At 72.2% G+C, this 25,310-nt stretch carries 24 protein-coding genes; 14 read left to right on the top strand and 10 right to left on the bottom strand.

Translation table 11 applies throughout. The features are described from left to right. The first annotated feature begins 68 nt into the window (after positions 1-68). Positions 69-413: an STAS domain-containing protein gene (locus OG730_RS37940; protein WP_327308536.1), complete on the top strand. Its 345-nt coding sequence runs from the start codon at positions 69-71 to the stop codon at positions 411-413. A 42-nt stretch (positions 414-455) separates the two neighbouring features. On the opposite strand, the gene OG730_RS37945 is transcribed toward OG730_RS37940, so the two are convergent. After that, positions 456-1,736 (bottom strand): DUF6357 family protein, encoded by a 1,281-nt coding sequence (locus OG730_RS37945; RefSeq protein WP_327308537.1) that lies wholly within the window; start codon positions 1,734-1,736, stop codon positions 456-458. A 72-nt stretch (positions 1,737-1,808) separates the two neighbouring features. After that, on the bottom strand, positions 1,809-2,462 hold the full coding sequence (locus OG730_RS37950; protein WP_327308538.1) for a hypothetical protein: 654 nt from the start codon (positions 2,460-2,462) through the stop codon (positions 1,809-1,811). A gap of 335 nt (positions 2,463-2,797) precedes the next feature. Between OG730_RS37950 and OG730_RS37955 the strand changes: the two genes are divergently transcribed. After that, positions 2,798-3,166, top strand: a complete 369-nt coding sequence (locus OG730_RS37955) for a PRC-barrel domain-containing protein (RefSeq protein WP_327308539.1) — start codon at positions 2,798-2,800, stop codon at positions 3,164-3,166. A gap of 76 nt (positions 3,167-3,242) precedes the next feature. Here OG730_RS37955 and OG730_RS37960 read toward each other — a convergent pair whose 3' ends face one another. Beyond that, a complete protein-coding gene (locus OG730_RS37960) occupies positions 3,243-4,418 on the bottom strand; it encodes a PP2C family protein-serine/threonine phosphatase (RefSeq protein ID WP_327308540.1) in 1,176 nt (391 codons plus the stop codon). Beyond that, the gene (locus OG730_RS37965; RefSeq protein WP_327308541.1) at positions 4,415-6,022 is read right to left on the bottom strand and encodes a sensor histidine kinase; all 1,608 of its coding nucleotides are present in this window, start codon (positions 6,020-6,022) and stop codon (positions 4,415-4,417) included. The genes OG730_RS37960 and OG730_RS37965 overlap by 4 nt, the downstream gene beginning before the upstream one ends. A gap of 113 nt (positions 6,023-6,135) precedes the next feature. Between OG730_RS37965 and OG730_RS37970 the strand changes: the two genes are divergently transcribed. Then, the gene (locus OG730_RS37970) at positions 6,136-6,936 is read left to right on the top strand and encodes a response regulator (RefSeq protein WP_327308542.1); all 801 of its coding nucleotides are present in this window, start codon (positions 6,136-6,138) and stop codon (positions 6,934-6,936) included. Between the two features lie 103 nt (positions 6,937-7,039). Next, positions 7,040-7,399, top strand: coding sequence for an ATP-binding protein (locus OG730_RS37975; RefSeq protein ID WP_327308543.1), 360 nt, complete (start codon positions 7,040-7,042; stop codon positions 7,397-7,399). A 29-nt stretch (positions 7,400-7,428) separates the two neighbouring features. Here OG730_RS37975 and OG730_RS37980 read toward each other — a convergent pair whose 3' ends face one another. Beyond that, on the bottom strand, positions 7,429-8,646 hold the full coding sequence (locus OG730_RS37980; RefSeq protein WP_327308544.1) for a phospholipase D-like domain-containing protein: 1,218 nt from the start codon (positions 8,644-8,646) through the stop codon (positions 7,429-7,431). Positions 8,647-8,781: 135 nt separating this feature from the next. Between OG730_RS37980 and OG730_RS37985 the strand changes: the two genes are divergently transcribed. The 3 genes from OG730_RS37985 to OG730_RS37995 all read left to right on the top strand — a co-directional run bounded on the left by OG730_RS37985 (position 8,782) and on the right by OG730_RS37995 (position 12,495). Beyond that, positions 8,782-10,542, top strand: coding sequence for a bifunctional phosphatase PAP2/diacylglycerol kinase family protein (locus tag OG730_RS37985; RefSeq protein WP_327308545.1), 1,761 nt, complete (start codon positions 8,782-8,784; stop codon positions 10,540-10,542). Positions 10,543-10,617: 75 nt separating this feature from the next. Further along, the gene (locus OG730_RS37990; RefSeq protein ID WP_327308546.1) at positions 10,618-11,571 is read left to right on the top strand and encodes a YihY/virulence factor BrkB family protein; all 954 of its coding nucleotides are present in this window, start codon (positions 10,618-10,620) and stop codon (positions 11,569-11,571) included. A 117-nt stretch (positions 11,572-11,688) separates the two neighbouring features. Further along, a complete protein-coding gene (locus OG730_RS37995) occupies positions 11,689-12,495 on the top strand; it encodes a phosphatase PAP2 family protein (RefSeq protein WP_327308547.1) in 807 nt (268 codons plus the stop codon). A 14-nt stretch (positions 12,496-12,509) separates the two neighbouring features. On the opposite strand, the gene OG730_RS38000 is transcribed toward OG730_RS37995, so the two are convergent. Further along, on the bottom strand, positions 12,510-13,394 hold the full coding sequence (locus OG730_RS38000; protein WP_327308548.1) for a YihY/virulence factor BrkB family protein: 885 nt from the start codon (positions 13,392-13,394) through the stop codon (positions 12,510-12,512). A 46-nt stretch (positions 13,395-13,440) separates the two neighbouring features. Continuing rightward, positions 13,441-13,986 (bottom strand): MarR family winged helix-turn-helix transcriptional regulator, encoded by a 546-nt coding sequence (locus tag OG730_RS38005; RefSeq protein WP_327308549.1) that lies wholly within the window; start codon positions 13,984-13,986, stop codon positions 13,441-13,443. Between the two features lie 95 nt (positions 13,987-14,081). Between OG730_RS38005 and OG730_RS38010 the strand changes: the two genes are divergently transcribed. Further along, positions 14,082-15,212, top strand: a complete 1,131-nt coding sequence (locus tag OG730_RS38010) for an NADH:flavin oxidoreductase (RefSeq protein ID WP_327308550.1) — start codon at positions 14,082-14,084, stop codon at positions 15,210-15,212. Positions 15,213-15,296: 84 nt separating this feature from the next. On the opposite strand, the gene OG730_RS38015 is transcribed toward OG730_RS38010, so the two are convergent. From OG730_RS38015 to OG730_RS38025, 3 genes are all read right to left on the bottom strand, one after another. Then, the gene (locus OG730_RS38015) at positions 15,297-15,800 is read right to left on the bottom strand and encodes a DinB family protein (RefSeq protein ID WP_327308551.1); all 504 of its coding nucleotides are present in this window, start codon (positions 15,798-15,800) and stop codon (positions 15,297-15,299) included. A gap of 97 nt (positions 15,801-15,897) precedes the next feature. Next, a complete protein-coding gene (locus tag OG730_RS38020) occupies positions 15,898-16,509 on the bottom strand; it encodes a hypothetical protein (RefSeq protein WP_327308552.1) in 612 nt (203 codons plus the stop codon). A gap of 202 nt (positions 16,510-16,711) precedes the next feature. Further along, complete coding sequence (locus tag OG730_RS38025; RefSeq protein ID WP_327308553.1) at positions 16,712-17,404, bottom strand: hypothetical protein; 693 nt, start codon at positions 17,402-17,404, stop codon at positions 16,712-16,714. 295 nt (positions 17,405-17,699) lie between these two features. Here OG730_RS38025 and OG730_RS38030 point away from each other — a divergent pair, with 295 nt between their 5' ends. The 6 genes from OG730_RS38030 to OG730_RS38055 all read left to right on the top strand — a co-directional run bounded on the left by OG730_RS38030 (position 17,700) and on the right by OG730_RS38055 (position 25,296). Then, entirely contained in the window at positions 17,700-18,785 is a 1,086-nt protein-coding gene (locus OG730_RS38030; protein ID WP_327308554.1) for a glycosyl hydrolase, read from the top strand. Beyond that, positions 18,736-19,155: a DUF5990 family protein gene (locus OG730_RS38035; RefSeq protein ID WP_327308555.1), complete on the top strand. Its 420-nt coding sequence runs from the start codon at positions 18,736-18,738 to the stop codon at positions 19,153-19,155. Before OG730_RS38030 ends, OG730_RS38035 begins: the two co-directional genes overlap by 50 nt. A gap of 203 nt (positions 19,156-19,358) precedes the next feature. Then, entirely contained in the window at positions 19,359-20,615 is a 1,257-nt protein-coding gene (locus tag OG730_RS38040) for an alpha/beta hydrolase family protein (RefSeq protein ID WP_327308556.1), read from the top strand. A gap of 144 nt (positions 20,616-20,759) precedes the next feature. Then, positions 20,760-21,110 (top strand): YciI family protein, encoded by a 351-nt coding sequence (locus OG730_RS38045; protein WP_327308557.1) that lies wholly within the window; start codon positions 20,760-20,762, stop codon positions 21,108-21,110. 62 nt (positions 21,111-21,172) lie between these two features. After that, on the top strand, positions 21,173-22,477 hold the full coding sequence (locus tag OG730_RS38050; RefSeq protein ID WP_327309580.1) for an RNA polymerase sigma factor: 1,305 nt from the start codon (positions 21,173-21,175) through the stop codon (positions 22,475-22,477). A 179-nt stretch (positions 22,478-22,656) separates the two neighbouring features. Continuing rightward, the gene (locus tag OG730_RS38055) at positions 22,657-25,296 is read left to right on the top strand and encodes a SpoIIE family protein phosphatase (RefSeq protein WP_327308558.1); all 2,640 of its coding nucleotides are present in this window, start codon (positions 22,657-22,659) and stop codon (positions 25,294-25,296) included. Positions 25,297-25,310 lie beyond the last annotated feature (14 nt).

Here is a 25,310-nt window from a genome sequence, read left to right on the forward strand (position 1 = left end):
TTGCCGATCGAACGACCAGGCATACTCCCTTGACGACGAGGTTACAGGTGGCGAGCGGGGAGGCGGGCATGACCGGAGCAGGGGACGAGTTTCAGTCAGGTGTGGTCGGAGAGAGCTACCCGGCGGGGACCGGGTGCGTGGTGGAGGCCCGCGGAGAGCTGGACCAGGACACGCTGGCCCCGCTGGAAGAGGCTCTCAGCTCCGCTGCGGACCGGTACCCGCTGGTGGTCCTGGACGCCGGTGGCATCACATTCGGGGACTCCTCCTTCCTGAACCTGCTCCTGCGGCTGCACCACCTCACGACCCTGCGCATCGCCGCCCCCGGCGAGCAGTTGCGCCGGCTCTTCGCCGTGACCGGCGCGGATACGGTCCTTTCCGTCCACACGAGCGTCGAGGACGCCGTAGGGGCGTGAGCGCGCACGTCCCCGGGCCACCGGTCCGGGCTTCCGTCGGCGCTACCGGCCGTCGCGCCCCCGACGGGCCCGCTCGAACTCGGCGACGTCCGACATCCAGGGGCCGTGCTGTGCGAGTGCGGCGCAGCCGCCGCGGAGGAAGGCGCTCACCAGGTTCCGGTAGCCGCCCATCCCGTCGACCAGGCCGTACTCGACCCGGTACTCCGGCTCCGCACCGCCTTCCGCCTCGCGGAGCGTCGTGATGCGGGCGACGGAGTCCGCGTAGAAGTGGAGCTGGATCCCTTCGCCCATCTCCTCGTCCTCGATGGTGAACACCTCGTTGTCGGCGGCGGAGCGGTCTGCGACGAACTCCCAGAACTCCGCGGCGGCCGTGCGGGGGCCGGCCCGTCGCCACTTCTTCTCGACGCCCTTGTCGTCGGTGAACGACAGGGCCGTCTTGCTCGCGCTCCCGTCGGAGCCGGAGCCGGAGCCGGAGCCGGCGCGGTGTCCGGTGGCCTCCTCGTCGTCCTCCATGGGGGTGTTCCGGGAGCGGTCCGCGGCCTCCGAGCACATCAGGAAGCTCACGGTGCGCACCGCGTCATCGACGAGCTCGGGGTGTGCACGGCGCACGGCCGCTTCGACCGCCGTCTCCATCCGATTCCAGTCGCGCTTGTCCGTGGCGCGCTTTCCCCGTCGCGGATGGCGGCCGATCCGCAGCGCGGCGCACGCCTGTTCCGCGGTGGCGATCACCCGCACGACCTCGGGCAGCAGCGCGGGTTCGACGGCATTGGGCATCCGCCCCGGAACCGTCGAGCCGTGCAGGTACTGGCCCGTGTACCTCAGGATCGCGGCGTCGAGCGGCCCGAGTACCGTGCCGCGCTGGGCGCGACGGCGGTCCGCGTGGTGCTCCTGGGCTCGTTTCCCGTTCGGCGTCTGCGTCGCCGCGCGCATCGCCGCGCACACCCGACCGCGCTCGAGCAGACCGATGTCGGCCCCGTGGGCGATGAGCCGGCTCCTGTCCCACGGGATGTGCCGGAAGAGCGCGTCGACGTCCGCGGGCGCGGCGAGGAGGATCGGGTCCAGGAGCGCGACGGCGGCGTTCTCGTCGAGCCGGCCCCTGGTTCCGGCGGCGTCGCACAGCGGAAGGACGGCACTCCACAACAGGAGGTGTCGGGCCAGGTCCTCCCGGATCACCGCGAGATGGGCTTCGCCGATCGAGAACGTGAACGTGCGGGGATCGTGGTTGGCGTCGGCCCCGGCACCGAGCATCAGCTTCAGCTCGCCGTCCTCGCGGATCACGTTCGGTATCCAGCCGCTCCGGCGCGTGAAAACGATGTCGCTCATGTACTCACTCTTCCCGGGAACGGCACCGGTCGGCGGCACGGCTATGTCGCGGATCCACCCCGTACCAGCTGTTCACGACCACCGTGCGCATTCGACGTCGAGGCGCGGATCGGTGCGCACCCAGACCTCGCCCCCGGCGGCCCCGTCCGGGGCGTCGACTCGTTCGATGCCGAGGAACCCGATCAACTCGAGGAGTTCGGCTCGTTCGGCCCGGTCCTCGTCGACACCGTGCGAGTCGAAGAAGACGTAGTACTGGTCGCTCGGGTCCACGTAGCCCGAATTCGCCCAGATCCGGGCGAATTCCCCGATCGCCGCCGCCTCCGTCGTGATGGTGGCGGCGCGGGCGGCACCGCGGGTCTCCGGTGACGCGTCGAGGTCGGCGAGGTCGGGGAACCACTGGCCGAAGTGGTCGAGTCCCGCATATCCGTTCTCGAAGAACAGCATCGCGCTCGGAAGGTAGCGATTGCCCCTGTCGACCTGGAGGTATTCCGACAGGGGCTGGCCCGCATCCCTGATCCGCGAGATCACACCTTGCCCGGGCATGAGGAGCAAACTCTGCGCCGACGCTTCGTCGTTGATGGTGTAGGTGTCGGAATTCCGGCCACGGAAGAACGCGGAGAACGCCACGTAGGCTTCCTGAGGGTCGTTCACGGAGACCTGCTGGTCGTTGCCGTCACCGACGGCGAAGACGAACTGCTTCGGTCCGGGCTTGTAGGGGCGAGCCATGAGCGTCCTTCGTTCACGTGTGTGACAGCTCCGACAGCGTAGTCGAATCGGAAACAGACGGACCCGGCGTTCATCGAGCGCGCTCTGGGGCGCGTCGACTCCGGCGAGTGGCAGTGGGCGCCGGTACCGCTGGCGGACACCCCGGTGTAGGTGCGGTCGTGGCGTCGTGAACACGGCCCGGATCCGGATCCAGGCGTGTGGCGGAAAGAAAGCGGGGCATGGGCGGTTCAGGCGGAAAGCGAAAAGGCCGCCCCGCACGCTGAGGAAACCACGCGGGAACCGCCGGGAATTGACTTCCCTTTCCGGTTCCCGATTGATCGGAGGAGTTGTTTCGCGTGACTGAGAATGTGTGGAGTTACAAGTCGACCTCGGGCCACCTCGCCGGCGCTGATCTGACCGGCTACAAGGTCGAGGCGGCCGACGGCGGCATCGGCAAGGTCGACAAGCACTCCGACGAGGTCGGTGACGCCTACCTGGTCGTGGACACCGGGGTCTGGATCTTCGGCAAGGAAGTGCTCCTGCCGGCGAGCACGGTGACCCGCGTCGACCCGCAGGAGAAGAAGGTCTACGTCGACCGGACCAAGGAGCAGATCAAGAGCGCTCCCGAGTTCCACCGCGACCGGCACCTCGGCAACGCCGGCTACCACGAAGAGCTCGGCTCCTACTACGGCAGCGGCGTCCCCTTCGGCGGCCGCCCCTTCTGACCCGAGCCCATGCCGGCGGGCCCGCCCCCACACGGGGGGGCGGGCCCGCCGGCATGACGGGGCCCGGGTCACAGCGCTACGGAGCGTCCCAGTCGAGGCGCAGGACGGCGAGGTCGTCGGTGTGCCGGCCGGCGTTGAGGGTCTGGGCCTCTTCGATGAGACGGTCGAGGAAAGTGGCGGGATCGGCCGGAGGCAGGCTTTCGATGAGGGTGAGCAGCCCGTCGACTTCGAGTCTGCCCGGAGCGGCGCCGTTGTGGCCTTCGGTGAGCCCATCGGTGTAGAGGGTGAGCGAGCCGGAGCGCGGCAGCGGGATGACGGTGGGTTGCCAGTTGCCGACCTCCGGGGCGACGCCCAGGGCGATGCCGTGGGTGGCGCGGAGCTCGTGGGTGCCCCGGCTGGTCGTGAGGAGGGGCCCGTGGTGGCCGGCGAGGTGGAGGGTGGCGGTGCGGGCGTTCTGGTCGAGGGTGAGGAGGGCGCAGGTCGCGAACAGCGGGAGGCTGCCGCGTTCGGCGACGAGGAGGCGCTCCATGAGGTGGAGCAGTTCGGTGCCGCGGTGGCCGCCGAGGACCAGGGAGCGCCAGGCGATGCGCAGGCACACGCCGAGGGCCGCCGCGTCGGGGCCGTGTCCGCTGACGTCGCCGACCACGGCGTGCAGCAGCCCGTCCTCCTCCACCACGTCGAGGAAATCGCCTCCGAGGAGAGCGCTCTTGGCGCCGGGCAGATAGCGGGTGGTGACGGCTATGGCGGACGTGCCCAGAATCGGCTGTGGCAGCAGGCCGCGTTCGAGGCGGGCGTTCTCCTCCGCGTGGAGGCGCACGGCCTGGGCCTCGGCGCTGACGCGTTCGGTTTCGCTGCGGTAGACGGCGTAGCGGACGGTGCGGCGCAGCAGGTCCGCGTCGACCTTGCCCTTCACGAGGTAGTCCTGGGCTCCGGCGGCCATGGCGTCGGTGCCCGCCTGCGCTTCGGACAGTCCCGTCAGGACGATGACCGCCGTGTGCGGGGCCAGGTCCCGCACGGTGGTGACCGCCTTGGTTCCGGAGATGTCCGGCAGGTGCAGGTCGAGGAGGATGCAGTCGACGGGTCCGCGGGTGAGCTCGGTGCGGGCTTCGTCCAGACTCGTCCGCGTGATCAGCTCGAACCGGAGCCCGGTGTCCTCGAGGAGTTCCTCGACGATGAGGGCGTCACCTTCGTCATCCTCGACGAGGAGGATGCGGTACGCCGTCTCGACGGAGCCGGTACGCGTTTCGGTCATGGCTGCGGCTCCGTGCCGGCGCGAGTGGCCTCCGGCATGCCGGACGGGCCGGGGTTCCGCGGGGGTTGGGGTGCGAGGGTGAAGGTGACGCGGGTGCCGTCGTGGTGCTCGGGGTCGACGGCGATGGTGCCGCCCTGGAACTCGACGATCTTCTTGCACATGGCCAGGCCGATGCCGCTGCCGCTGTAGACGTCTTTGGTGTGGAGCCGCTGGAAGATCACGAAGACCTTCTCGGCGTACTCGGGGGCGATGCCGATGCCGTTGTCGGTCACCGTGAACCGCCACAGGTCGTCCTCCCGGGCGGCGGTGACGTGGATCTCGGGGGCATGTCCGGGGCGGCGGAACTTGACGGCGTTGCCGATCAGGTTCTGCCAGAGCATGCCCATCTGGGTGGGGTTGGCGGCGATCGTCGGCAGGGAGTCCGAGGTGATCGTGGCACCGGACTCCTCGATGCTCACCTCCAGCGACGACAACGTCCGTGCGAGCACCTTGTCCAGGTCGACGTCCTGGTGGTCGTGGTGGACCCGGCCGACGCGGGAGAAGTCGAGGAGGTCGTTGATCAGGGTCTGCATGCGGTTCGCACCGTCGACGGCGTACTCGATGTACTGGTCGGCCTTGGCGTCGAGCTGCCCGCCGTAGCGTCGTTGGAGGAGCTGGGTGAAACTGGAGACCTTCCGGAGGGGTTCCTGCAGGTCGTGGGAGGCGACGTAGGCGAACTGTTCCAGCTCGGCGTTGGACCGCTGGAGGTCGACGGCTTGGGCGTCGAGACGTTGGCGGGACTCCTCGGTGAAGGCGAGCTCGCGGACGAGACGCCGGCGCATGAAGTCGATCTCCGCGCTGAGGCGCCGCAGGTCCGCGGGACCCGTCGGGGTGATGGGGTGGTCGAAATCACCGGCGGCGATGGCCCGGGCGTCCGACCCGAGCTGTTCCAGCGGTGTCGTGATTCCCCTGCGCAGCCCCTCGAAGACGAGGATCGCCAGAAGGGTGATCACTCCGGCGATCGTGAGGAACAGCCAGTTCCGCAGGGCCATCGTGGCCATCAGGTCTTCCCTCGCCTTGGCCCGCGAGGCCCGCAGTTGCTCCTGCTGGGCGAACATGGACGCGCGCACGGCGTCGAAGGTGGTCTTGCCCTCCGCGGCGCGTTCCGCGACCAGTGGGGAGGCCGAGCCGGCCGGCGAGGCGGCGATCGGCCGGGCGATCCGCTCCTGCCACGTCTCCACCGCGCTCTGGACGGCATCCAGGTCTTCGAGGCCGGCCCGGTCACCGCGCAGCAGCTCCCGCAGCCGTGCGGAGTGCTCCTGCTCCTCGGAGATCCCCTGGCGGTACGGCTCGAGGAAGTCGGGGGCGCCGGTGAGGCCGTAGCCGCGGACTCCGGTCTCCTGGTTGAGCAGGGCGGATTCGAGTCGGAAGGAGATCGTCAGCGCGGGGGAGCGGGTGTCCACGAGATCCTCGCTCAGCGAGGCCGTACGTCCCAGCACCCACGCTCCGGTCACCCCGAGCAGGATCAGTACCGACGAGGCGGCCGCCACTCCCGAGCGCAGCCAGCGCCGGGTCGTCCACGTGGCGAACTTCCGTGCGCGCGGAAGTTCCGGATCGCCGGTCATGCTGTGAATCCCTCCATGAAGAGCCGCCCAGGAAGGAGCGCGGCCCGCACACTCTAGAGGGAGGCTGACAACTCATGTTGTCGCGGGTAGATCTTGGGCCTAAGGTGCCCGGTATGCCTGGCAAGAACTTCGTTTTGCGGACCGACCCGCAGGAGACGGCCGCGGTCGTGGACGCGGCGGTCGGCGACCTTGCCGGACGTCTCGCCCTCCAACTGCTCCAACCCCCCGACGGTCCGGTACCGCGCGGGCCGTCCCCCCAGGAGTCTTCGCCGCAGGGGCCGGCGAGGGCGCTGGCCCTGCTCCACCTGCTGGATCACCTCCAGAAGGCAACGGAACGCCTCCAACAGGAGGTGGCCGGCGCGGCCGCCCGCGCGGGAGCCGGATACCCGCAACTGGGCTCCGCATGCGGGATGACCCGACAGGGTGCACGGCGCCGCTGGCCGGGACTCTTCCACCACACCGACGAAGCACCCATGGAGCATCCGATGATGACCACCCCCGCCCGGCCCTTCGACGTTCTCCTGGTCGAGGACGACATGGCCGACGCCCTGCTCATCGAGGAAGCCCTCTCCGAGCGCGGAGCCCGCAACCTGGTCCAGGTCACCGACGGCGTCGCCGCTCTGGAACACCTGCGTGCTCCCGGCAGCGTTCGCCCCGATCTCATCGTCCTCGACCTCAACATGCCCCGCATGAACGGCCGGGACCTGCTCCGCATCCTGAAGAACGACGAGGCCTTGCAGACCATCCCCGTGGTCGTCCTCACCACCTCCTCCGCACCCGACGACGTCGTCGGCGCCTACAGCGGGCACGCCAACGCGTACGTCACCAAGCCGGTCAACCTGGACGAGTTCGAGAAGGCGGTCCAGAGCATCGACGCCTTCTACCTCGATACCGCGACGCGTCCCCGCAGCTGACGCGCGAACCGGCCCTCGCGGTGGGATTCCGGGCGCCGCCGGGGTAGGCGCGAGGGCGAAGACAGGAGGGAGAGGAGCTGTGATGCCAGGACCATCGGGTCCCGTGCCGGGCCTCAGATCCGCGGAGGCCCGGCGGGCCGCCCGGGAGGTTCTTTCCGCCCAGGGCGTGGCGGAGCGGGTCCTGGACGACGTACTCACGGTGGTGGCCGAGCTGGTGACCAACGCGATCCGTCACGCGGGCGGCGTCACCGGCTTCCGCGTCCTGCGCCTCCCGGACGCCGTTGCGGTCGAGGTCTCGGACGCGTCCCCGCTCCTGCCCTGTTCGCCGGGTACACCGGTGTCGGTGCCGGGCGGGTTCGGCTGGCTCCTGGTCAACAAGCTCGCGGACCGTACGGAGATCCGGTCCGGCCGTGACGGAAAGACGATCACCGCCTACCTCCCCCTCGGCGCCCCGGCCGCGTAGCGAGCTCGACCCCGTGCGCGCGACCGCTGCTACAGGTAGCGGCGAATGGGGAGCACCGCGGTCTCCCGGGCGCGCTGCAGTACCGAGCGGCGCTTCCAGCGGTCCGGACGGATCAGCTCGCTGGACTTGAGGTCTTCGTCGTAGTGCGCGTCGAGGACGGCGGTGAACCCGGCGTCCATGACGGCCAGCATGACCTCCTCGTCGTGATCGAGGGAGCGGCGGTTGAAGTTCGTGGAGCCGACCAGTGACACCACGCCGTCCATGGTCATGACCTTCGCGTGCATCATCGTCGGCTGGTACTGGAAGATGCGCACCCCACAGGCGGTCAGCGCCTCGTAGTGGTGCTGGCCCGCGAGCTGGCACACCCTTTTGTCCGTATGGGGCCCGGGGAGGAGGATCTCGACTTCCACGCCGCGGCGGGCCGTGGCGCAGAGCAGTTCGACGAAGTAGGTGTCGGGGGCGAAGTACGCGGTGGCCAGACGCACCCGCACTTCGGCCGACTCCAAGATGACGCGCATCAGTGTCTGCATGTCCTGCCAGCCGAAACTGGCCGAGCCGCGAACCACCTGCACGATGGCGTCCCCACTGGGCTCGTGGCTGACGAACCGGTCGTGCTCGTCGAAGAGTTCCGTGTGACATTCGGCCCAGTTCTGGGCGAAGGCGGCCGCGATGCCGTCGACGGCGGGCCCCTGGACTTCGACGTGCGTGTCCCGCCACTCGTTGGGGTTGCGGGCGTCGCCGCACCATTCCTCGGCGATGCCGACGCCTCCGGTGAAGGCTGTCCGCTCGTCGACCACGAGGACCTTGCGGTGGCAGCGGTGGTTCTGCTTGAGCGGCGAGAGGAGGAGCGGCTTGCGGAACCAGGCGACCTCCACTCCGGCCCCGCTCATCCGGTCCAGGAGATCCTGCTCTATGAGGCGGCTGCCGAATCCGTCCAGCAGCAGCCTCACCCGCACGCCCGCACGGGCCCGGTCGGTCAGCGCTTCCGCGAACCGCCGTGCGATGTCGCCCCGCCAGTAGACGAAGGTCATCATGTCGACGGTGTGCCGGGCACTGCCGATCGCGTCCAGCATCGCGGTGAAGATCGCGTCCCCGTTGCGCAGGGGCCGCACGCTGTTGCCCTCGGTCGCGGCGATGCCGATGAGCCGTTCCAGACGCCGGCGTATGCGGCGGATCCGTACGTCCGCGAGACCGCTGTCGCCGGTCGCGGCCGTCGGAGCGCCGAGTCGTTGCGCACTGTCAGTCATACCGGCACTCCTCGATCGGACCATTGGCGCTCAGGACCCTAGCCGACGGCCCCGAAGGTTCCGATGCCGAACCCCGGAGACAGGTCCGCCCCGCGCCCCGCGCATCATCCGGCCCTGACGGGCCACAAGCGGCTCATGAAAAGAAGTCGCGGTCCTTCGCTGCGCGGTGCGTGGCCGTTGCTCCTCCTCCCCGCCCAGGCCGCCCTCATGGTGGGCCTGGGGCGGCTGGTCACCGGGCCCGCGGCCCGGCGCACGCCGCTGGCGGACGAGGGGTCGGCCGGCCGTGACCTGGTGGAACGCCGCGGCGAGGTCGCCAACGGCGTATCGGAGTTCTTCTCCCTGCTGGCCAGCACGCAGGTGGTCGTCGGAGTGACACTGGTCTGCGTCGTCGGCCTGCTCGTGCTTCCCCGTCTCCCGCTGCGGACCGAAGCGCTCTTCCTCGGCGCCTCGGTCGCCGTGCAGTCGGCGGTGTTCCTGCTGGTGACGTCCCTCGTCGACCGCCCCCGCCCCGACGTACCGCACCTGGACGCGGCGCCTCCGACGTCGAGCTTTCCCTCCGGACACGTGGGGGCGTCCGTCGCTCTCTACGGGGGCCTCGCCGTCATCGCGGTGCTGCGCATGCGCGGCACCTGGCGCCACGCCGTGGCGGGGTCCCTGCTCCTGATCCCGGCGGCCGTCGCGCTGGCGCGGATGTACCGGGGCATGCACTACCCCAGTGACGTCGTCGGCGGCCTGCTCAACGGAGCGGCGACCCTGCTGATCGTCGGGTTCGCGCTGCTGCACGGGCGCGAGTCCCTTCCGGAACGGGCCCGCGCACAGCGGCCCGGGCCGGGGCCGGGCCCCCGCACCGACGGTCCGGTCATCGTGGTGCGCCACCCGCACGGCTGCCCCGACGAACTCGCCGACCGGCTGGGCGCCGTGCTGCGCGGCCACGGCCACCGGAACGTGCGCTGGATCCTGACCTCCGCCGAACGTGCCTGCGGCAGCCTGGCCGAGGACCTCACCGCCGTCCGGCCCGTCCTCGTGGTGGTCTGCGGGGGCGACGGCACCCTGCGCGCCTGCGCCGACGTCCTGGCGGGCACCGGAATCCCGCTGGCCCTGGTGCCCTGCGGTACGGGGAACCTCCTCGCGCGGAACCTCGGTCTCCCGATGGACCCGGTCGCCGCCCTCGACGGGTCCCTGGCCGGCGACAGCCACGGGATCGACGTCGGCCGGGTCCGGGGCGACGGTCTCGCGCCGACGCGGTTCACCGTCATGGCCGGCGCCGGGTTCGACGCCGCCATGGTCCGGGACGCCTCCCCGCGGCTCAAGTCGCGGATGGGCTGGGCCGCGTACGTCCTGTCGGCCGTGCGGCACCTGAACGATCCCGGTGTACGGCTGACGGTGCGCATCGACGGCGGCCGCAGGCGGCGGCGCCGCGCGCGCATGGTCGTCATCGGGAACGTCGGCACCCTCCAAGGCGGCCTGCCGCTCCTGCCGGAGGCCCGGCCGGACAGCGGACGCCTGGAGGTGGTGCTGTTCGACCCGCGGGGCGCGGCCGGATGGTTCACCGCGGCCGGCCACCTCGCGGCGCGCCTCCTGGGCCGCGGCGTGCCGGCACCCACCGGAGCGGGGGGCGTCAACGGGACCGGGCCGCGGACCGGGCGCAGCGAAGCCGGGGGAGCGCTGGAGTACTTCTCCGCCGCCCGGATCGACATCCGCTGCGCCGCACCGCAACCGCGCGAACTCGACGGCGATGCCGTGCCCGACGGCGTCCGCCTCACCGTGGAGGTAGAACCGGGCGCCCTGCGGGTGTACCTGCCCCGCGTGCCCGGGGCTCCGGCCGCCGCGGAGGAGGCAGGTGCGCCCGCCGATCGGTCCGCGCCCCTTCCGGCGGCCCCGGGCCCGACGCCTTGAGGCGCGGCCGCACGTCAGGGCGGGCCCGGGAAGCATCCGCGGGTTCCGCAGGCTCTTCGAGAAGGCAGGAACGCGATGGGTACGGCGCGACGGGTACCGCAGCAGCACGACGTGAGCGGTGAGGAACTGTCCGCCGACGAGGCGTGGACGGCTCTACGGCGCTACGGTGGCTGGCCGCTCGCCCGCGACTCCTTCGTGCGGTTCCGCTACGCGGACGGCTTCAGCCACGCCCGCGCGCTCGCTCTGCAAACGGTCCTGTCCATCGTCCCGCTGGCCATCGCCGCCGTCGGGCTGTCCGGCGTCCTGCACACCGAGGACGCCGGCCGCGTGGTCGAGCTCACCATCCGCGGGCTCACCAGCGGCCCAGGTCAGGCCGTCGTGGACGATGCGCTGAGCGAGAGCAGACGTCATGCGGGCGACGGCGGCCAGGCCGCGCTGTGGCTGGGCCTGCTGTTCTCGCTCGTCAACGTGACCACGAGCCTCTGCCAGGTCGAACGGGGCGCCAATCGCATATACGGGAACGAGCGGGACCGGCCCTTCCTCCAGAAGTACACCCGCGGCCTGGTGATGTCGGCGCTCGCGGGACTTCCGCTGGGACTCAGTTTCATCCTCACCGTGCTCGGCACCCACCTCACCCGCGCACTGGGCGAGGTCTACCGGCTCTCTCCCGCCACGGTGCAGGCCTGGGAGTGGCTGCGCTGGCCCGTCGGCGTCCTGCTCGCCGTCCTCGCGACCAGCGCGATCTTCCGCCTCTCCCCGCGCCGCCGTCAGCCCGGATACACCTGGCTGGCCTTCGGGGCCGTCGTCTACCTGGTGCTGTGGAACCTGGCGACCTGGGCCCTGAGCCTGTACATCGGCGAAAGCAGCTCATTCACCAGCGTCTACGGGCCGCTCAGCGCGATCGTGTCGCTGCTGCTCTGGTCCTACCTCACCTCGGTGGCGCTCTTCCTCGGCCTCTCCTTCGCGGCCCAACTGGAAGCGGTGAGGGCGGGGACGCGGGAGCCGGTCACGGCCGACCCCGGAGTCTGACCTCGTCCCGGTCGCCCTCCTCCCGCACCGATTTCACCCCCTCCGTCATCCCGTTTCCCCAGCCCGTTCGTCGGCGGCCGGAGGCCCGCCACCGGCCCACGAGAGGAACCCGCAACCATGGCACGGCGCACCGACAGTTCTCGACGACGGAGCCCACGGAGCCTGCTGACCCGGCACGCCGGGCCGGACGCCACCTTCGGCGCCAGGCTCGTGCTCGCCGCGGCCGCGACCGCGCTGGCCTCCGTGCCCTTCGCGCTCGCCCTGGTCCTGGTGGAGTCCCAGTGGCCCCCGCTGCACCGGCTGGACCGGGCGACCGCCGAGCGCCTGCACGCCGCCGCCCTCGCCCACCCGGACGGAGTGCTCTTCCTGCGCGTCCTCTCGGACTTCGTGTGGGATCCGGTGACGATGCGCCTGCTGGTGGCCGTGCTCGTGGCATGGCTCGTGAGCCGGCGGGCCTGGCGGCTCGCGGCCTGGGCCAGTGTCACGGCGGTCGCCGGCGGCCTGATCGGGCTCCTGGCCAAGACCGCCGTCGAGCGGGCCCGTCCGCACCTGGCGGATCCCGTCGCCCACGCGCCCGGCTTCTCCTTTCCTTCCGGACACGCGATGACGGCCACCACCTCGTGCGCCGTCCTGCTGCTGGTCCTGCTGCCCCTGGTGCCGCCCAGGTGGCGCCCACTGCCCTGGGTGCTCGCGCCCGCCATCGTGGTGGGCGTCGGCTACACGCGGGTCGCCCTGGGGGTCCACTGGGTCAGCGACGTCGTCGGCGGCTGGCTCCTGGGGCTCGCCGTGGTCACCGCGACGACCTTGGCCTTCGAAGCCTGGCGGGCCGACACCGGACGCCCTCGCACGATGGTGACCGAGGGCCTTGAACCGGAACTCACGGATCCCGAGCCCGAAGGGCACCCGGCAGGTCCGCGGCGGTAGGGGCCCGTCCGGGGTCAGGCCCCCGCCGTGGGGGCCTCCCTCGCCCGCTCGGCGTTGAACTGGGCTCCCGCGAGCAGGGCCAGGTTCGCGAACCAGAGCCAGATCACGAAGACCACGATGCCGGCGAGCGACCCGTACACCCGGCCGTACGTGTCCAGCTCCGTGTAGAGGGTGAAGAGTGCCGAGGCGGCCAGCCAGAGCAGGGCCGCCAGTACGCCTCCGGGCAGGCCCCGGCGGGTGCCCCGGCTCTGGGCCGGTCCGGTCCGGAAGAGCATCAGGACCAGCAGGGTGACGACGGACAGGAGGACGGGCCAGCGCAGGAGCGCGATCCCCTCGGCGCTGGCCCCGCCCGTGGTGTGGGCGAGCCAGCGGGCCAGCGGTCCGGACACCACCAGCCCCACGGCGCCGACGAGGAGCAGGACGAGCAGCAGCACGGCATTCATGATCAGGGTGTGGGCGGCCCGGAGCGCGGGCCGCGTGTCCGGCACCTTGTGCATCGCGTGCAGGGCGCGGCGGAACACCGCGAGGTAACTGCACGCCGACCAGAGGGCGCTCACTCCGCCGCTGATGACCAGGGCCCAGATCGAAGAGTGCTCGGCGCCGAGGCCGCCGAGCGCGTCGCGCAGCACCTGCGCGGACTGGGGCGGTGCGTACGAGGTGAGGTCGGTGATCAACCGGTCCCGCGTCGCTCCGCCCAGCAACCCCACCAGGGACACCGCGATGACGAGCGCGGGCAGGAGCGCCAGTACGGAGTAATAGGTGAGGGCGGCCGCGTGATCGGCGAGGTTGTCGGTCCAGACGCGGACGGCGGTACGTCGCAGCTCGGAGCGGGTGCGCATCCCTAGGGCCGCGGTGGGATGGCGCTCTGGGCGCGCTGCGCTGCGGGGGATGTCGGTCATGCCCCGCGAGTGCCCTGCGGGACCCTCGGCATGCGCCCGCGGGGCCTTAAGGTGCCGGTGCCTGCGGGGCCGGGGCGCTGCGCGGGGGCCGCGGGTGGCACGCCGGGTGGGGGCCGCCTTCCTCGGTGCGCGGCCAGGGTCGTCCTTCGAGGGCCTCGGCGCTGCGGTTGAGGCGGACGAGGGCGTCCTCCAGCTGCCGCACTTCCTCGGGGGACCAGTCGGCGACCACCCGGGCCAGGCAGGACTGGTTGACCTCGCGGTCTTCGATGAGCCGGCGCCCGCCTTCGTCCGTGATGCGGAGCTTGCGGGCCATGCCGCCGTCCGGATCGGGGACGCGCTCGGCCAGTCCGCAGCGCAGCAGCGCGGCCGTCTGGCGGTTCACGGTCGAGGTGTCGAGCCCGAAAGCGTCCGACAACTGCCCGATGGACATGGGGCCTTGTGTGTCGATCCGGCTGAGCAGCAGGTACGCCGACCGCTCCAGGCGTTCGGCGTCGCGATCGCGCCGGGCCAGCACCTGGTGCCGCGCGAGCAGCATCAGCTCCCGCTCCAGTTTCTCCAGCACCGCGCCTCCCCGCTCCTTGCGACGTCCCATTGTCGCGGACGCTGCAATATGCATGATACATAGCGTGTGTACTATGCACTTCTCGTCGTCATCCGGCGAGCCGCAGCTCAATCCGGAGGACCCGCATGACCGTCACCACGTCCACCGCCTCCCGCGCGGCCGAGATCCTGTCCCGGCCCATCGAACTGAACGGCCTGACCGTCCCCAACCGCATCGCGATGGCGCCGATGACGCGGATGTTCTCCCCCGGCGGCGTGCCCGGTGAGGACGTGCGGGCGTACTACGCCAGCCGGGCCGCGGCGGGTGTCGGCCTGATCGTCACCGAGGGCACTTACGTCGGTCACGACTCCGCCGGGCAGAACGACCGGGTGCCGCGGTTCCACGGCGAGGACCAGCTGGCGGGGTGGGCGAAGGTCGCCGAGGCCGTGCACGAATCGGGCGGCACCATCGTGCCCCAGCTGTGGCACATAGGCATGGTGCGCAAGCAGGGCGAGGCACCGTACGCCGAGGCCCCCGCCGTGGGGCCCTCGGGCATCCGCGTCGACGGCACCGAGGGGACCGGCAAGGCGATGACCCGCGCCGACCTCGACGACGTCATCGGCGCCTTCGCGGACGCGGCGGCGGAGGCGGAGCGGATCGGCTTCGACGGTGTCGAACTGCACGGCGCCCACGGCTACCTGATCGACCAGTTCCTGTGGGAGCGCACCAACCGCCGCACCGACGCCTACGGCGGCGACGCGGTGGCCCGTACGAAGTTCGCCGCGGAGGTCGTCGCCGCGGTACGCGAGCGCGTCGCGGCCGACTTCCCGGTGATCTTCCGCTTCTCCCAGTGGAAGCAGGAGGCCTACGACGGGCGGCTCGCGCAGACGCCGGAGGAGCTGGAAGCGATCCTGGCCCCGCTGACGGCGGCCGGCGTGGACGCGTTCCACGCCTCCACCCGGCGCTACTGGATCCCGGAGTTCGAGGGCTCGGACCTGAACCTGGCGGGCTGGACCAAGAAGCTCACCGGCCGGCCGACCATCACCGTCGGCTCGGTCGGCCTCGACGGCGACTTCCTGCGCGCCTTCGCCGGCGAAGGCGCGGCGCTCGGCGACATCGACAACCTCCTGGACCGCATGGAGCGGGAGGAGTTCGACATGGTCGCCATCGGCCGGGCGCTGCTCCAGGACCCCCAGTGGGCGGCGAAGGTCCTGGGCGACCGCTTCGACGAGCTCGAGCCGTACGACGCGGCGGCGCTCAGGTCGCTCAGCCGGTAGCCGGTAGCCGGTAGCCGGTAGGCGTTGGCCATTGGCCATTGGCTATTGGCCGGACGAACCCGTCCGCACGGCCGGTCCGCGCGTCTAGGGGCCGGTCGTGCCGTCGAGCATCTCGCGCAGGATGTCCAAGTGGCCGTTGTGGCGGGCCGTCTCCTCGGTGAGGTGCAGGAGGATCCAGCGCAGGTCGACGCGCAGGCCCTTGCGGACGGTCTCGGCCCGCTGGTCCAGGGGCGCCGCGGCGACCAGTTCGCGGTACCGGGCGCTCTGTTCGGCGTATGCGTCGAGGAGCTGCGCCAGCGGGAAGTCGACGGCGATCCGCATCTCGCGGTCGGGATCTTCGTCGGTCCAGGGGCCGTGGTCCTCCTCACCGAGGAAGATCACCTGGAACCAGTAGTACTCGACCCAGCGCAGGTGGTTGATCAGTCCGCTCAGGGTCATCAGCGGTGAGCCGGGCAGGAGCGCCTTGCGGGCGTTCTCGGCGGAGACGCCTTCGCACTTGGCGAGGGCGGTGCCCCGTGCGTAGTCGAGGAACGTGGTGAGCTGGGTGCGCTCGTCCCACGCGGGAGGTATGTCGTCGATTCTCGTCATCCCGCGAAGGATCACCGATCGACGCGATGGGTGTCGAGGCATTTTCTGCCGGGTCCGCCCGCACCTCCCGGCCCCGTCCTCTTCCCCGCCGCGCCCGTCAGGGCTTCAGGCCCGCCCGCTTGAGGGCGATCTCGGACAGATCGGCGATGACCCGCGGGTCGCCGCGGCGCCAGGCGTCGGCGAGGCCGCCCGCGGGGGCGGGGATCGTGGAGAGGGCGCGCGGCGGTCCGGTGAGGGCGCGCAGGGCGAGCAGGTCGGCGCCTCCGGGTGCGTCGAGGAGGTCCCGGATGGTGGCGCTGCGGCGGATCCAGCGCACGCGCAAGGGAAGCCACAGCAGCAGGACGAAGGCCACGGGAAGGACGATCAGGGCGAGCGTCGCCAGATTGGCCACCTGGCTGACGACGTCCTGCAGCGACCGTCCCGCGTCGGCGAGTCCGACGCCGGCGTCGGCCGCGGACCGGAACGGCTTCCTCAGCAGGTCGCCGACGAGCGGCACGCCGGAGGCGGTGTCCCCGGCTTCGGTGAGGGCGTTGGCCAGGCCTTGGCCGGAACTTTCGACCTTCCGTCCCGGTTCGGCCAGCCGCATGATCGCGCCGCGGACGGTCAGGGCGAACGTCACCGCGGCGGCGATCAGCAGGACGGCGAACAGGTCCGCGAGGATCTGCCGGTTCCGCCGTGCTGGGGTCTGGGCGTAGAGGCGCATGGGCATGGGCTGCTCCTGTTCCGGCGCCGGCGGCAGGGGTCGGCCGGTCACTCGACCGTATGCCGGACTCGGCCGTCAGGTGGTGTCCTTCGGTGTGCGGCCGTGACACGTCGCCGAGTCGGCGCAGTGCCCATCCCCGGACGCCACCGTCGGACCCGGCGGACCTGCCGGTCCCGTTCCGGGCGACCGGGTCCGTACCGGCTCCTGGTCAGCCCTCGGCGGGAACCGCGGCGAACACGGGGGCGCCGACGGCCCGGTCCAGGCGGTATCGCCTGAGCGACCGGTCGAAGCGGGCGCGGCTGCCCGGCAGGACTCCGCGGAGGTCGGCGATCAGCGCGCCGTCCGGCACCCGGGCGGCGAGGTGCGCGACCACCGGGTCCGCACTGCCGCGCAGCTCGGCCGCGGGGTGCAGGGGCAGTTCGGGGCCGTCCAGCCGCAAGAGGTCCCAGAAATAGTCGGCGTACTGCTGGACGCCCTCCTCGAAGCCGGTCTCCTCGACCAGTTCCTCCGCCGCGGCGATGAGCCGGTCGAGCCAGTGCGGCAGCGAGTCGGCCTCGACGTGGAGGCCGCCCTCGCGGTACTGCATCAGGACCTGGCCCCACCGGCCGTCGGCCTCGATGTCTACCCAGGTGACGCCGCCGCCCCCGTCGTCGGTGACCAGCCAGTGGGGGTGCGGCAGGCCGTGGTCGCCGGCCTGGCGGGGGTGGCCGGTCAGGGCGAATTCCACCGGCGGCACGGCGAAGCCGCCGAGCCGGCCCAGCAGTTCGCGGGCCTCGGCCGGTACCGGGACGGGCCAGCGGTCGAAGTCGGCGGCCTCGACGCCGGGTTGTACCGCGAGGTCGAACGGGACGCGGGCGGCCAGCTCCCGCAGCCGCGCGAGGAGGGTGTCACCGGAGATCATCCGGCCACGCTACAGCCGGACCGGCCCGGACCGGCCCGGACCGGCCCCGTGGTGCAGCCGGGGGGCTCCGCACCGGGCGCGGGTCATCGCGCGCCCGCGCAGTGCCTCGCCGCCGTCGCGGGCCCGCGTCCTGGATCGGGCCGGCGCGCCGGTGGGGTTTCACCTGGTCGGGTCAAGCGAGGCCGGGTGCCTGCCGCGAATGGCCCAGCATCGGGACACCGGGCGGGCCGGACATCGGATGAGACGCCTAACGTCGCTGGCAGAGACATCGGTGCGCGCGGCTTGTGGAGGTGTCATGGCCCGTCGGGGCGGCTTGCTTGCGGGCGTCTGCGCGACCACGGTCGCCGTCGGCCTGCTCCTGACCGGGGGCGCCCGGGGCGGCCCGACGCCGTCGCGGCAGGACTCCGGCGCACATGCCGGGAGCGAGGTCGCGGTGGGGGCCTACCTGCACTACGGATCGCCGGGCGTCGAGCGGATGCGGGGGCTCTCGCGCTGGCTCGGGGGTACGGAGCTGCGTGCCGGGCACACCTATCTGCCGGGCGACACCTGGGCGAACATCGAGGGGGCGCCCGATTCCCTGCGGAGCTGGGCGCGGTGGCGCAACGCGAGAGCCGACCGGCTGTTCGTGCTGAACGTGCCCATGCAGGAGCGCAACGAGGCCCGCTTCCCCGACGCCCGGGTCGCCGAGCTGATCCGCACCGGCGCGCGGGGCACGTACGACCACCACTTCCGGCGGCTGGCCGAGCGCCTGGTCGACCTCGACGTGCCGGACACGGTGATCGTGCTCGGCTGGGAGATGAACGGCTTCGACTACACCCACCGGTGCAAGCCCGACCCCGAGAACTGGAAGAAGTACTGGCGGCGCATCGTGGCCGCCATGCGCTCCGTCAAGGGGCAGGACTTCCGTTTCGACTTCGCCCCCAACCGCGGCGGGGACGCGATCGCGTGGACCCGCTGCTACCCGGGTGACGACGTGGTCGATGTCGTCGGAATGGACTCGTACGACCAGGAACCCGGCCGGACCTTCGACGAGCAGGTCACCCAGCCCTACGGGCTGCGGCACCAGGTCGATTTCGCCAGGGCGCACGGCAAGGAGACCTCGTACCCCGAGTGGGGTCTGTTCCGGCACGGAGACAACCCCGAGTACGTGCGGCGCATGCTGGAATGGATCAAGGAGACCAGGCCGCTCTACCACAGCATCACGGACTTCTGCCCGCACGGCGTGTGGCAGTGCGGGCAGAATCCGCGCTCCTCGCAGGTGTTCCGGGACCTCCTCTCAGGTCGCCGGGCGGGGAGCGGGTGGGTGGCGGGTGCGTGGCAGGGTGGAACGCATGCCATCACTCCTGCTCCGCATCGTCGGTCGAGATCTCCCCGGTCGTGAATGCGGCGGATACCGGGACGTCCATGTCGCCGTGCAGCGCGGGCGCGAGCCCGAAGGAATCGTTCCCGGGGACGCCGCGGAGGCGGTCTGGGAGTTCCCCGTGGAGGTGGTCGCCTCACCGGACGGGAGCCGGGACTTCCGCGGACCTCACGTCCACGGGCGACGCGGGGGCCGGTTCCTGTACCTGACGTGGGGGGAACTGCCGGACGGCGGGGCGTTCACGATGTTCCGCCGGGCCAAGCTGCTGCTCGACGACCTCCCGCCGCGGGTCCTCGAACGGGGCGCGGCGGAAACGGAGCTACGCCTGACGGACCGCTGCGGGATGCCCGTGTGCGCCGCGGTGCGCCCGCCCGGGGTCCTCTGGCGCTGAACGGACGCGGACTCGCCTGGCCCGGCTACCGGACGGCATCGCCGGACGCATCGGCCACCGGGCGTAAACCCGTGGATCTACGCCCCCGCGCGTTGTACATCGGTGAGCCGATGCCGCCCCGGAGGGCACGTGACAGCGTTCCCCTGTGCCCACGGACCGCCCGTCGCGGCATGGTTGACGATGCGTCACCACAGGAGGGGACCATGACCACGCCCATGATCGATCCCATGTCCACGCCCATGAACACCACACCGTTCATCCCCCGCGAGGGCATGACGCGCCGCCGCGTGCTGGGAGCCGCGCTGGCCGTCGGCGCCGCCGTACCGCTGGTCGCCGCCGGCCCCGTGTGGGCCCACCCGGCAGGGCCCGCCGCCGATGACCCGAAGCGGCTCACGCTGCCCGCGCCGACCGGGCCGCATCCCGTGGGCGCGGTCCAGCTGCACCTCGTCGACCGGTCACGCCCGGACGCGATCGCGGGGCCCGGCACGTTCCGCGAGCTGATGGCCACCGTCTGGTACCCGGCCCGGGACGTCACGCGGTACCCGGTGGCGCCCTGGATGCCGGCCGGGGCGTTCCGGGCGTTCCTCGACGACGTCGGGTTCAGCGACCTGGCCTCCCTGGGGCCGCTCACGGCCGGCCACGTGGGCGCTCCGGTGCTCCGGTCGGGCCGCCGGCTGCCCGTCGTCGTGTTCTCGCACGGTGCGCGCAGTCACCAGGGCGACCACACCGTCATGGTCCAGGAGTTCGCCAGCCGCGGATACGCGGCCGTGACGATCGCGCACCAGTACGACACGTACACCGAGTTCCCCGACGGCCGCGTCGCCGTCCCGCTCCGCGACCGGCGGGGGCCGACGCTGCCCGGGGACTACGCCGCCGACCTGCGGTTCGTCCTCGACTGCGTCGAGCGGATCGCCGCGGGGTGCAATCCGGACGTCGACCACAAGAAGCTGCCGGCCGGGCTGCTCGGCTCGCTCGACCCGCGGCGCATCGGCGCCTTCGGCTGGTCGAAGGGCGGGACGGCCACCGCCTGCGCGACGCTCGCGGACGAGCGCATCCGGGCCGGGCTGAGCCTCGACGCCCCGATGGAGATGAACCCGCCGCTGGCCGGCGACCTGGACCGGCCGTTCATGATGATGTCCGCGGACTTCAGCCGGGCCACGCACCCCGCGGTCGCCGCGTTCTGGTCGCTCCTGCGGGGCCGGCGGCTGGACCTTCGGGCCGAGGGAGCCGTGCACATCTCCTACGGGGACAACGAGGCGCTGTTCCCGCAAGTGGCGAAGCTGTACGGGTGGACCGCGGAGCAGCTCCAGGGCGAGATCGGCACCCTGGATCCCGTACAGGCGGTGCGGATCCAGCAGGCCTATCCGCTCGCGTTCTTCGACGGGCACCTGCGCCACCGTCCGGGGCACCTGCTCGACGGACCGTCCCCGGCCTTCCCGGCGGTGACGTTCCTCCCCTGAGTCCCCGGGACGGCGCCGCCGCCCGGGAGAAAATATCTTGGGAGCGGTGTCGATCCGCCCCCGTCCCGTTCGTCGTCATGGTGTGCGGCCACCCCGCCGCACGAGGAGATGACAGGCCCGACAGGGCCTGGGAGGAGCCGGACCATGAAGTACATGCTGCTGATCAACGCTGGTGCGATCGCCGAGGACGGCGGGGCCGCCGAGTGCACGGTCGAGGACTGGATGGTCTACGACAAGGAGGTCAGGGAGGCCGGGATCTGGGTGTCCGGGGAGTCGCTCGCGGACCTGGTCACCGCCACGACGGTGCGGGTCGGCCAGGACGGCACCCGGGCCGTCACCGACGGGCCGTTCGCCGAGAGCCGCGAGGTCCTCGGCGGCTTCTACGTCATCGACGTACCGGACCTGGACGTCGCGCTCGACTGGGCCGCCCGCTGCCCCGGCGCGCGCGGCAGCGGGTCGGTCGTGGTCCGTCCGATCGCCGATTTCGGGGTCTGACGGTGAGGGACGAGGGAACCGGGGACGAGGGGACCGCGGACGAGGACATCGGTGACGAGGGGATCGCCGGGCGCGACCCGTCCGACGGGTCCGTCGACCGGTCTTCCGCCAGGTCCTCCGTGGAGGCGGTGTTCCGGGAGGAGCGCGGCCGGCTCCTCGCCTCCCTCGTCCGCCGCTTCGGCGACCTCGACCTGGCCGAAGAGGTCACCTCGGAGGCCGTCGAGGCGGCTCTGGTGCACTGGCCCGTCGAGGGGGTTCCCTCCAGGCCCGGCGCCTGGCTGCTCACCACGGCCCGGCGCAAGGCCGTCGACCGCCTGCGCCGGGACCAGGCGTACGCCGCCCGGCTCGCCATCCTCCAGGTGGAGGCGGAGCGGGCCGACCCGGCCCCGCCCGCGGACGCCGACGGCGGGCTGCCCGACGAGCGCCTGCAGATGTTCTTCACGTGCGCCCACCCCGCGCTCGCGGCCGAGGACCGCACGGCGCTGACCCTGCGCTGCCTGGCCGGTCTCACGACGCCCGAGGTGGCGCGCGCCTTCCTGGTGCCGCCCGCGACGATGGCGCAGCGGATCGTACGGGCCAAGAGGAAGATCCACGAGGCGCGCATCCCCTTCCGGGTACCCGGCTCCGACGAGTTGCCCGAGCGCCTGCCCGGAGTGCTCCAGGTCGTCTACTCGGTCTTCACCGAGGGGTACGCCGCCAGCTCGGGCCCGCTGCTGCAACGGCTCGACCTGGCCGAGGAGGCCATCCGGCTGGCGCGGATCCTGCGCCGGCTGCTGCCCGCCGAGCGGGAGGTCGACGGCCTGCTCGCCCTGATGCTCCTGATCCACGCCAGGCGCGATGCCCGTACCGGCCCGGACGGCGAGCCCGTGCTGCTCGACGACCAGGACCGCGGCCGCTGGGACCGGTCGATGATCGAGGAGGGCCGGGGCCTGGTGGTTTCCGCGCTGACCGGCGGCCCACCCGGCCCGTACGGGGTGCAGGCCGCCATCGCCGCCCTGCACGACGAGGCCGCCGACCTCGCCGGCACCGACTGGCCGCAGGTCGTCGCGCTCTACGACGTCCTGCTCGCGCTCGCTCCGTCCCCCGTCGTCGCGCTGAACCGGGCGGTGGCGGTGGCCATGCGCGACGGCCCGCAGGCCGGGCTGACCCTGCTCGACGGCCTCGCCGGCGAGCAGCAGCTGCGCGGGCACCGCCCCTATCCGGCGGCCCGCGGGGACCTGCTGCACCGGCTCGGCCGGCTGCCCGAGGCCGCGGCGGCCTACCGGGAAGCGCTCGACCTGGCCGGCACCGAGCCGGAACGCGCCCACCTGCGGCGCAGGCTGGCCGCGGTGCTGCCGCCCGGGCCCGACGGCGGTTCCGGTACCTGACACGGGCCCGCCGCGGGTCGTACGGGGTCATACGGGGCCGCACAGGGCGGTGACCTCCCGCTCGGCGGCCGAGGGCGGGCGGGTACCTCGCCCGGCACGGCCTTCTTACCCACGACGGACGGTCGGCAGTGCTACAACTGGTTTGTGACCTCTCCTTGTAACCCGTACCGGGGACGTCGGTGCGGTCACTGAGCGGCAATCGCCCGCGAAGCGTCGCCCGGCAGGTCTTCGTCCTGCAGGTGGCGGTCGTGGTGCTGCTCGCCGCCGGTGCCGTGCTGGCGCTGGTGCTCCAGTCGCGCCACGACATCGACCGCGAGGCCCGCAGCCGGTCCGTGGCCGTCGCGGAGACCTTCGCGCGCTCGCTCGGGCTGCAGGAGGCCCTGCGCTCACCCGACCCCTCCGCGATCCTCCAGCCCCTCGCCGAGTCGACGCGCAAGGCCACCGGGGTGGACTTCATCGTGGTGATGGACACCGAGGGGATCCGCTACACCCACCCCCTGCCGGACCGCATCGGCAAGCGGTTCGTGGGGACGATCGCGCCCTCGCTCGCCGGTCACGTGTACACGGAGAGCGTCGACGGTCCGCTGGGCAACGAGATCCAGGCCGTGGTGCCGGTGTTCTCCGGCGACGGACGGGTCGTGGCACTGGTGTCGGCCGGCCTCACCGTCAAGAACCTCACCGGAGCGGTGGACCGGCAGCTCCCCGTGATCCTCGGTGTCGCCGCGACCGGCCTCGCCCTGGCCACCGGGGGAGCGGCACTGATCAGCAGACGCCTCCGGCGCCAGACCCACGGCCTGGGCCCCCTGGAGATGACCCGGATGTACGAGCACCACGACGCGGTGCTGCACTCCGTCCGCGAGGGGGTGCTGATCACCGACGGCACGGGGCGGCTGCTGCTCGCGAACGACGAGGCGAAGCGGCTCCTGCGGCTTTCCCCCGGTGCCGAGGGGGCCCTCATCCGGGACCTGCCCGGCCTCGACCGGCAGGTGTCCGAGCTCCTGCTGTCCGGTCGGGAGGCCACCGACGAGGTGCACGAGGCCGGGGACCGGCTGCTGGTGATCAGCCAGCGGCCGACCCGGACCGGCGGCGGACCCGAGGGCGCGGCCGTCACCATCCGTGACTCCACCGAGTTGCGCGTGCTCAGCGCACGGGCCGACGCGGCCCACAGACGGCTGAAGCTGCTGTACGACGCCGGCACCGGCATCGGCACCACCCTCGACGTGGAGCGGACGGCCCAGGAGCTCGCCGACGTCGCCGTACCGCGCTTCGCCGACTTCGCCACCGTGGACCTGGCCGAGACCGTGCTCCACGGGGACGAGCCCGCCCCGGACTCGGACCTGCGCCGTACCGGGGTCAGCGGCATCCGCGACGACTCGCCCCTCTATCCGCGCGGCAGGCTGATCGACTTCCTGCCCTCCACACCGCAGGCCCGCGGCTTCGCCAGCGGCCGGGCCGAGGTGGTGGCCGACCTGGCCGACGCGCCCGGCTGGCACGCCCAGGACCCGCGCCGGGCCCGGGAGATCGTCGACTTCGGGATCCACTCCCTGATCACCGCCCCCCTCACGGCCCGCGGGGTCACCCTCGGCGTGGCCAACTTCTGGCGCTCGCGCAAGCCCGAACCCTTCAACGAAGACGACCTCTCGCTCGCCGAGGAGCTCGTGGCACGGGCGGGCGTCACCATCGACAACGCCCGCCGCTACACCCGCGAGCACGCCCTGGCCGTGACGCTCCAGCACAGCCTGCTGCCCCGGGAGCTGCCCGAGCAGAGCGCCGTGGAGGTGGCGCACTACTACCTGCCCGCCCACTCCGGGGTCGGCGGCGACTGGTTCGACGTGATCCCGCTGCCCGGCAGCCGGGTCGCCCTGGTCGTGGGCGACGTCGTCGGCCACGGACTGCGCGCCGCGGCGACCATGGGGCAGCTGCGTACGGCCGTGATCAACTTCTCGTCCCTGGACCTTCCCCCCGACGAACTGCTGGCGCGCCTCGACGACCTCGTCCAGTACATCGACCAGAGCGGGGAGGGCGGCGTCACCGACGGCGAACTGATCGGGGCGACCTGCCTGTACGCCGTGTACGACCCGGTGACCCAGCGGTGCACGATGGCCCGCGCGGGGCACGTACCGCCCTTCGTGGTGCGTCCCGACGGAACGGCGGAGATGCCCGACCTGCCCCCGGGCGCACCGCTGGGGCTCGGCGGGTTCCCCTTCGAGTCGGCGGAGCTGGACCTGAGCGAGGGCTCGCAGCTGGTGCTCTACACCGACGGCCTGATCGAGGACCCGGGCCGCGACATCGACGAGGGCCTGGAGCTGCTCCGCTCGGCCCTCTCGCACGCGGGCCCGGGGCCCCACGAGACCTGCCGCGCGGTCCTGAAGGAGCTGATGCCGGTGCGCCCGCGGGACGACGTGGCCGTCCTCATCGCGCAGACGCACGCGCTGGGCGCGGACCGCATCGCCGACTGGGAGGTGCCGTTCGAGCCGACGGCCGTGGGGGGCGTGCGGGCCCGCGCCGTGGAGAAGCTCGACGAATGGGGCCTGTCCGAGCTCGCCTTCGGCACCGAACTCGTACTGAGCGAGCTGGTCACGAACGCCATCCGGCACGGCAGCGCACCGGTCCGCGTCCGGCTGCTGAACGACGGCCGGCTGCTGACCTGCGAAGTCTCCGACGGAAGCAGTACCGCACCCCACCTGCGGTACGCCGCGACCACCGACGAAGGGGGTCGCGGGCTCTTCCTCGTGGCCCAGATCGGCGGCCGATGGGGCACCCGGTACACGCCCACCGGGAAGATCATCTGGTCCGAGCAGCCGCTGCCGGAGCACTGAGCGCTGCCGGAGCA

The sequence above is a fragment of the Streptomyces sp. NBC_01298 genome (genome assembly GCF_035978755.1).
In the GTDB taxonomy this organism is placed as follows: domain Bacteria; phylum Actinomycetota; class Actinomycetes; order Streptomycetales; family Streptomycetaceae; genus Streptomyces.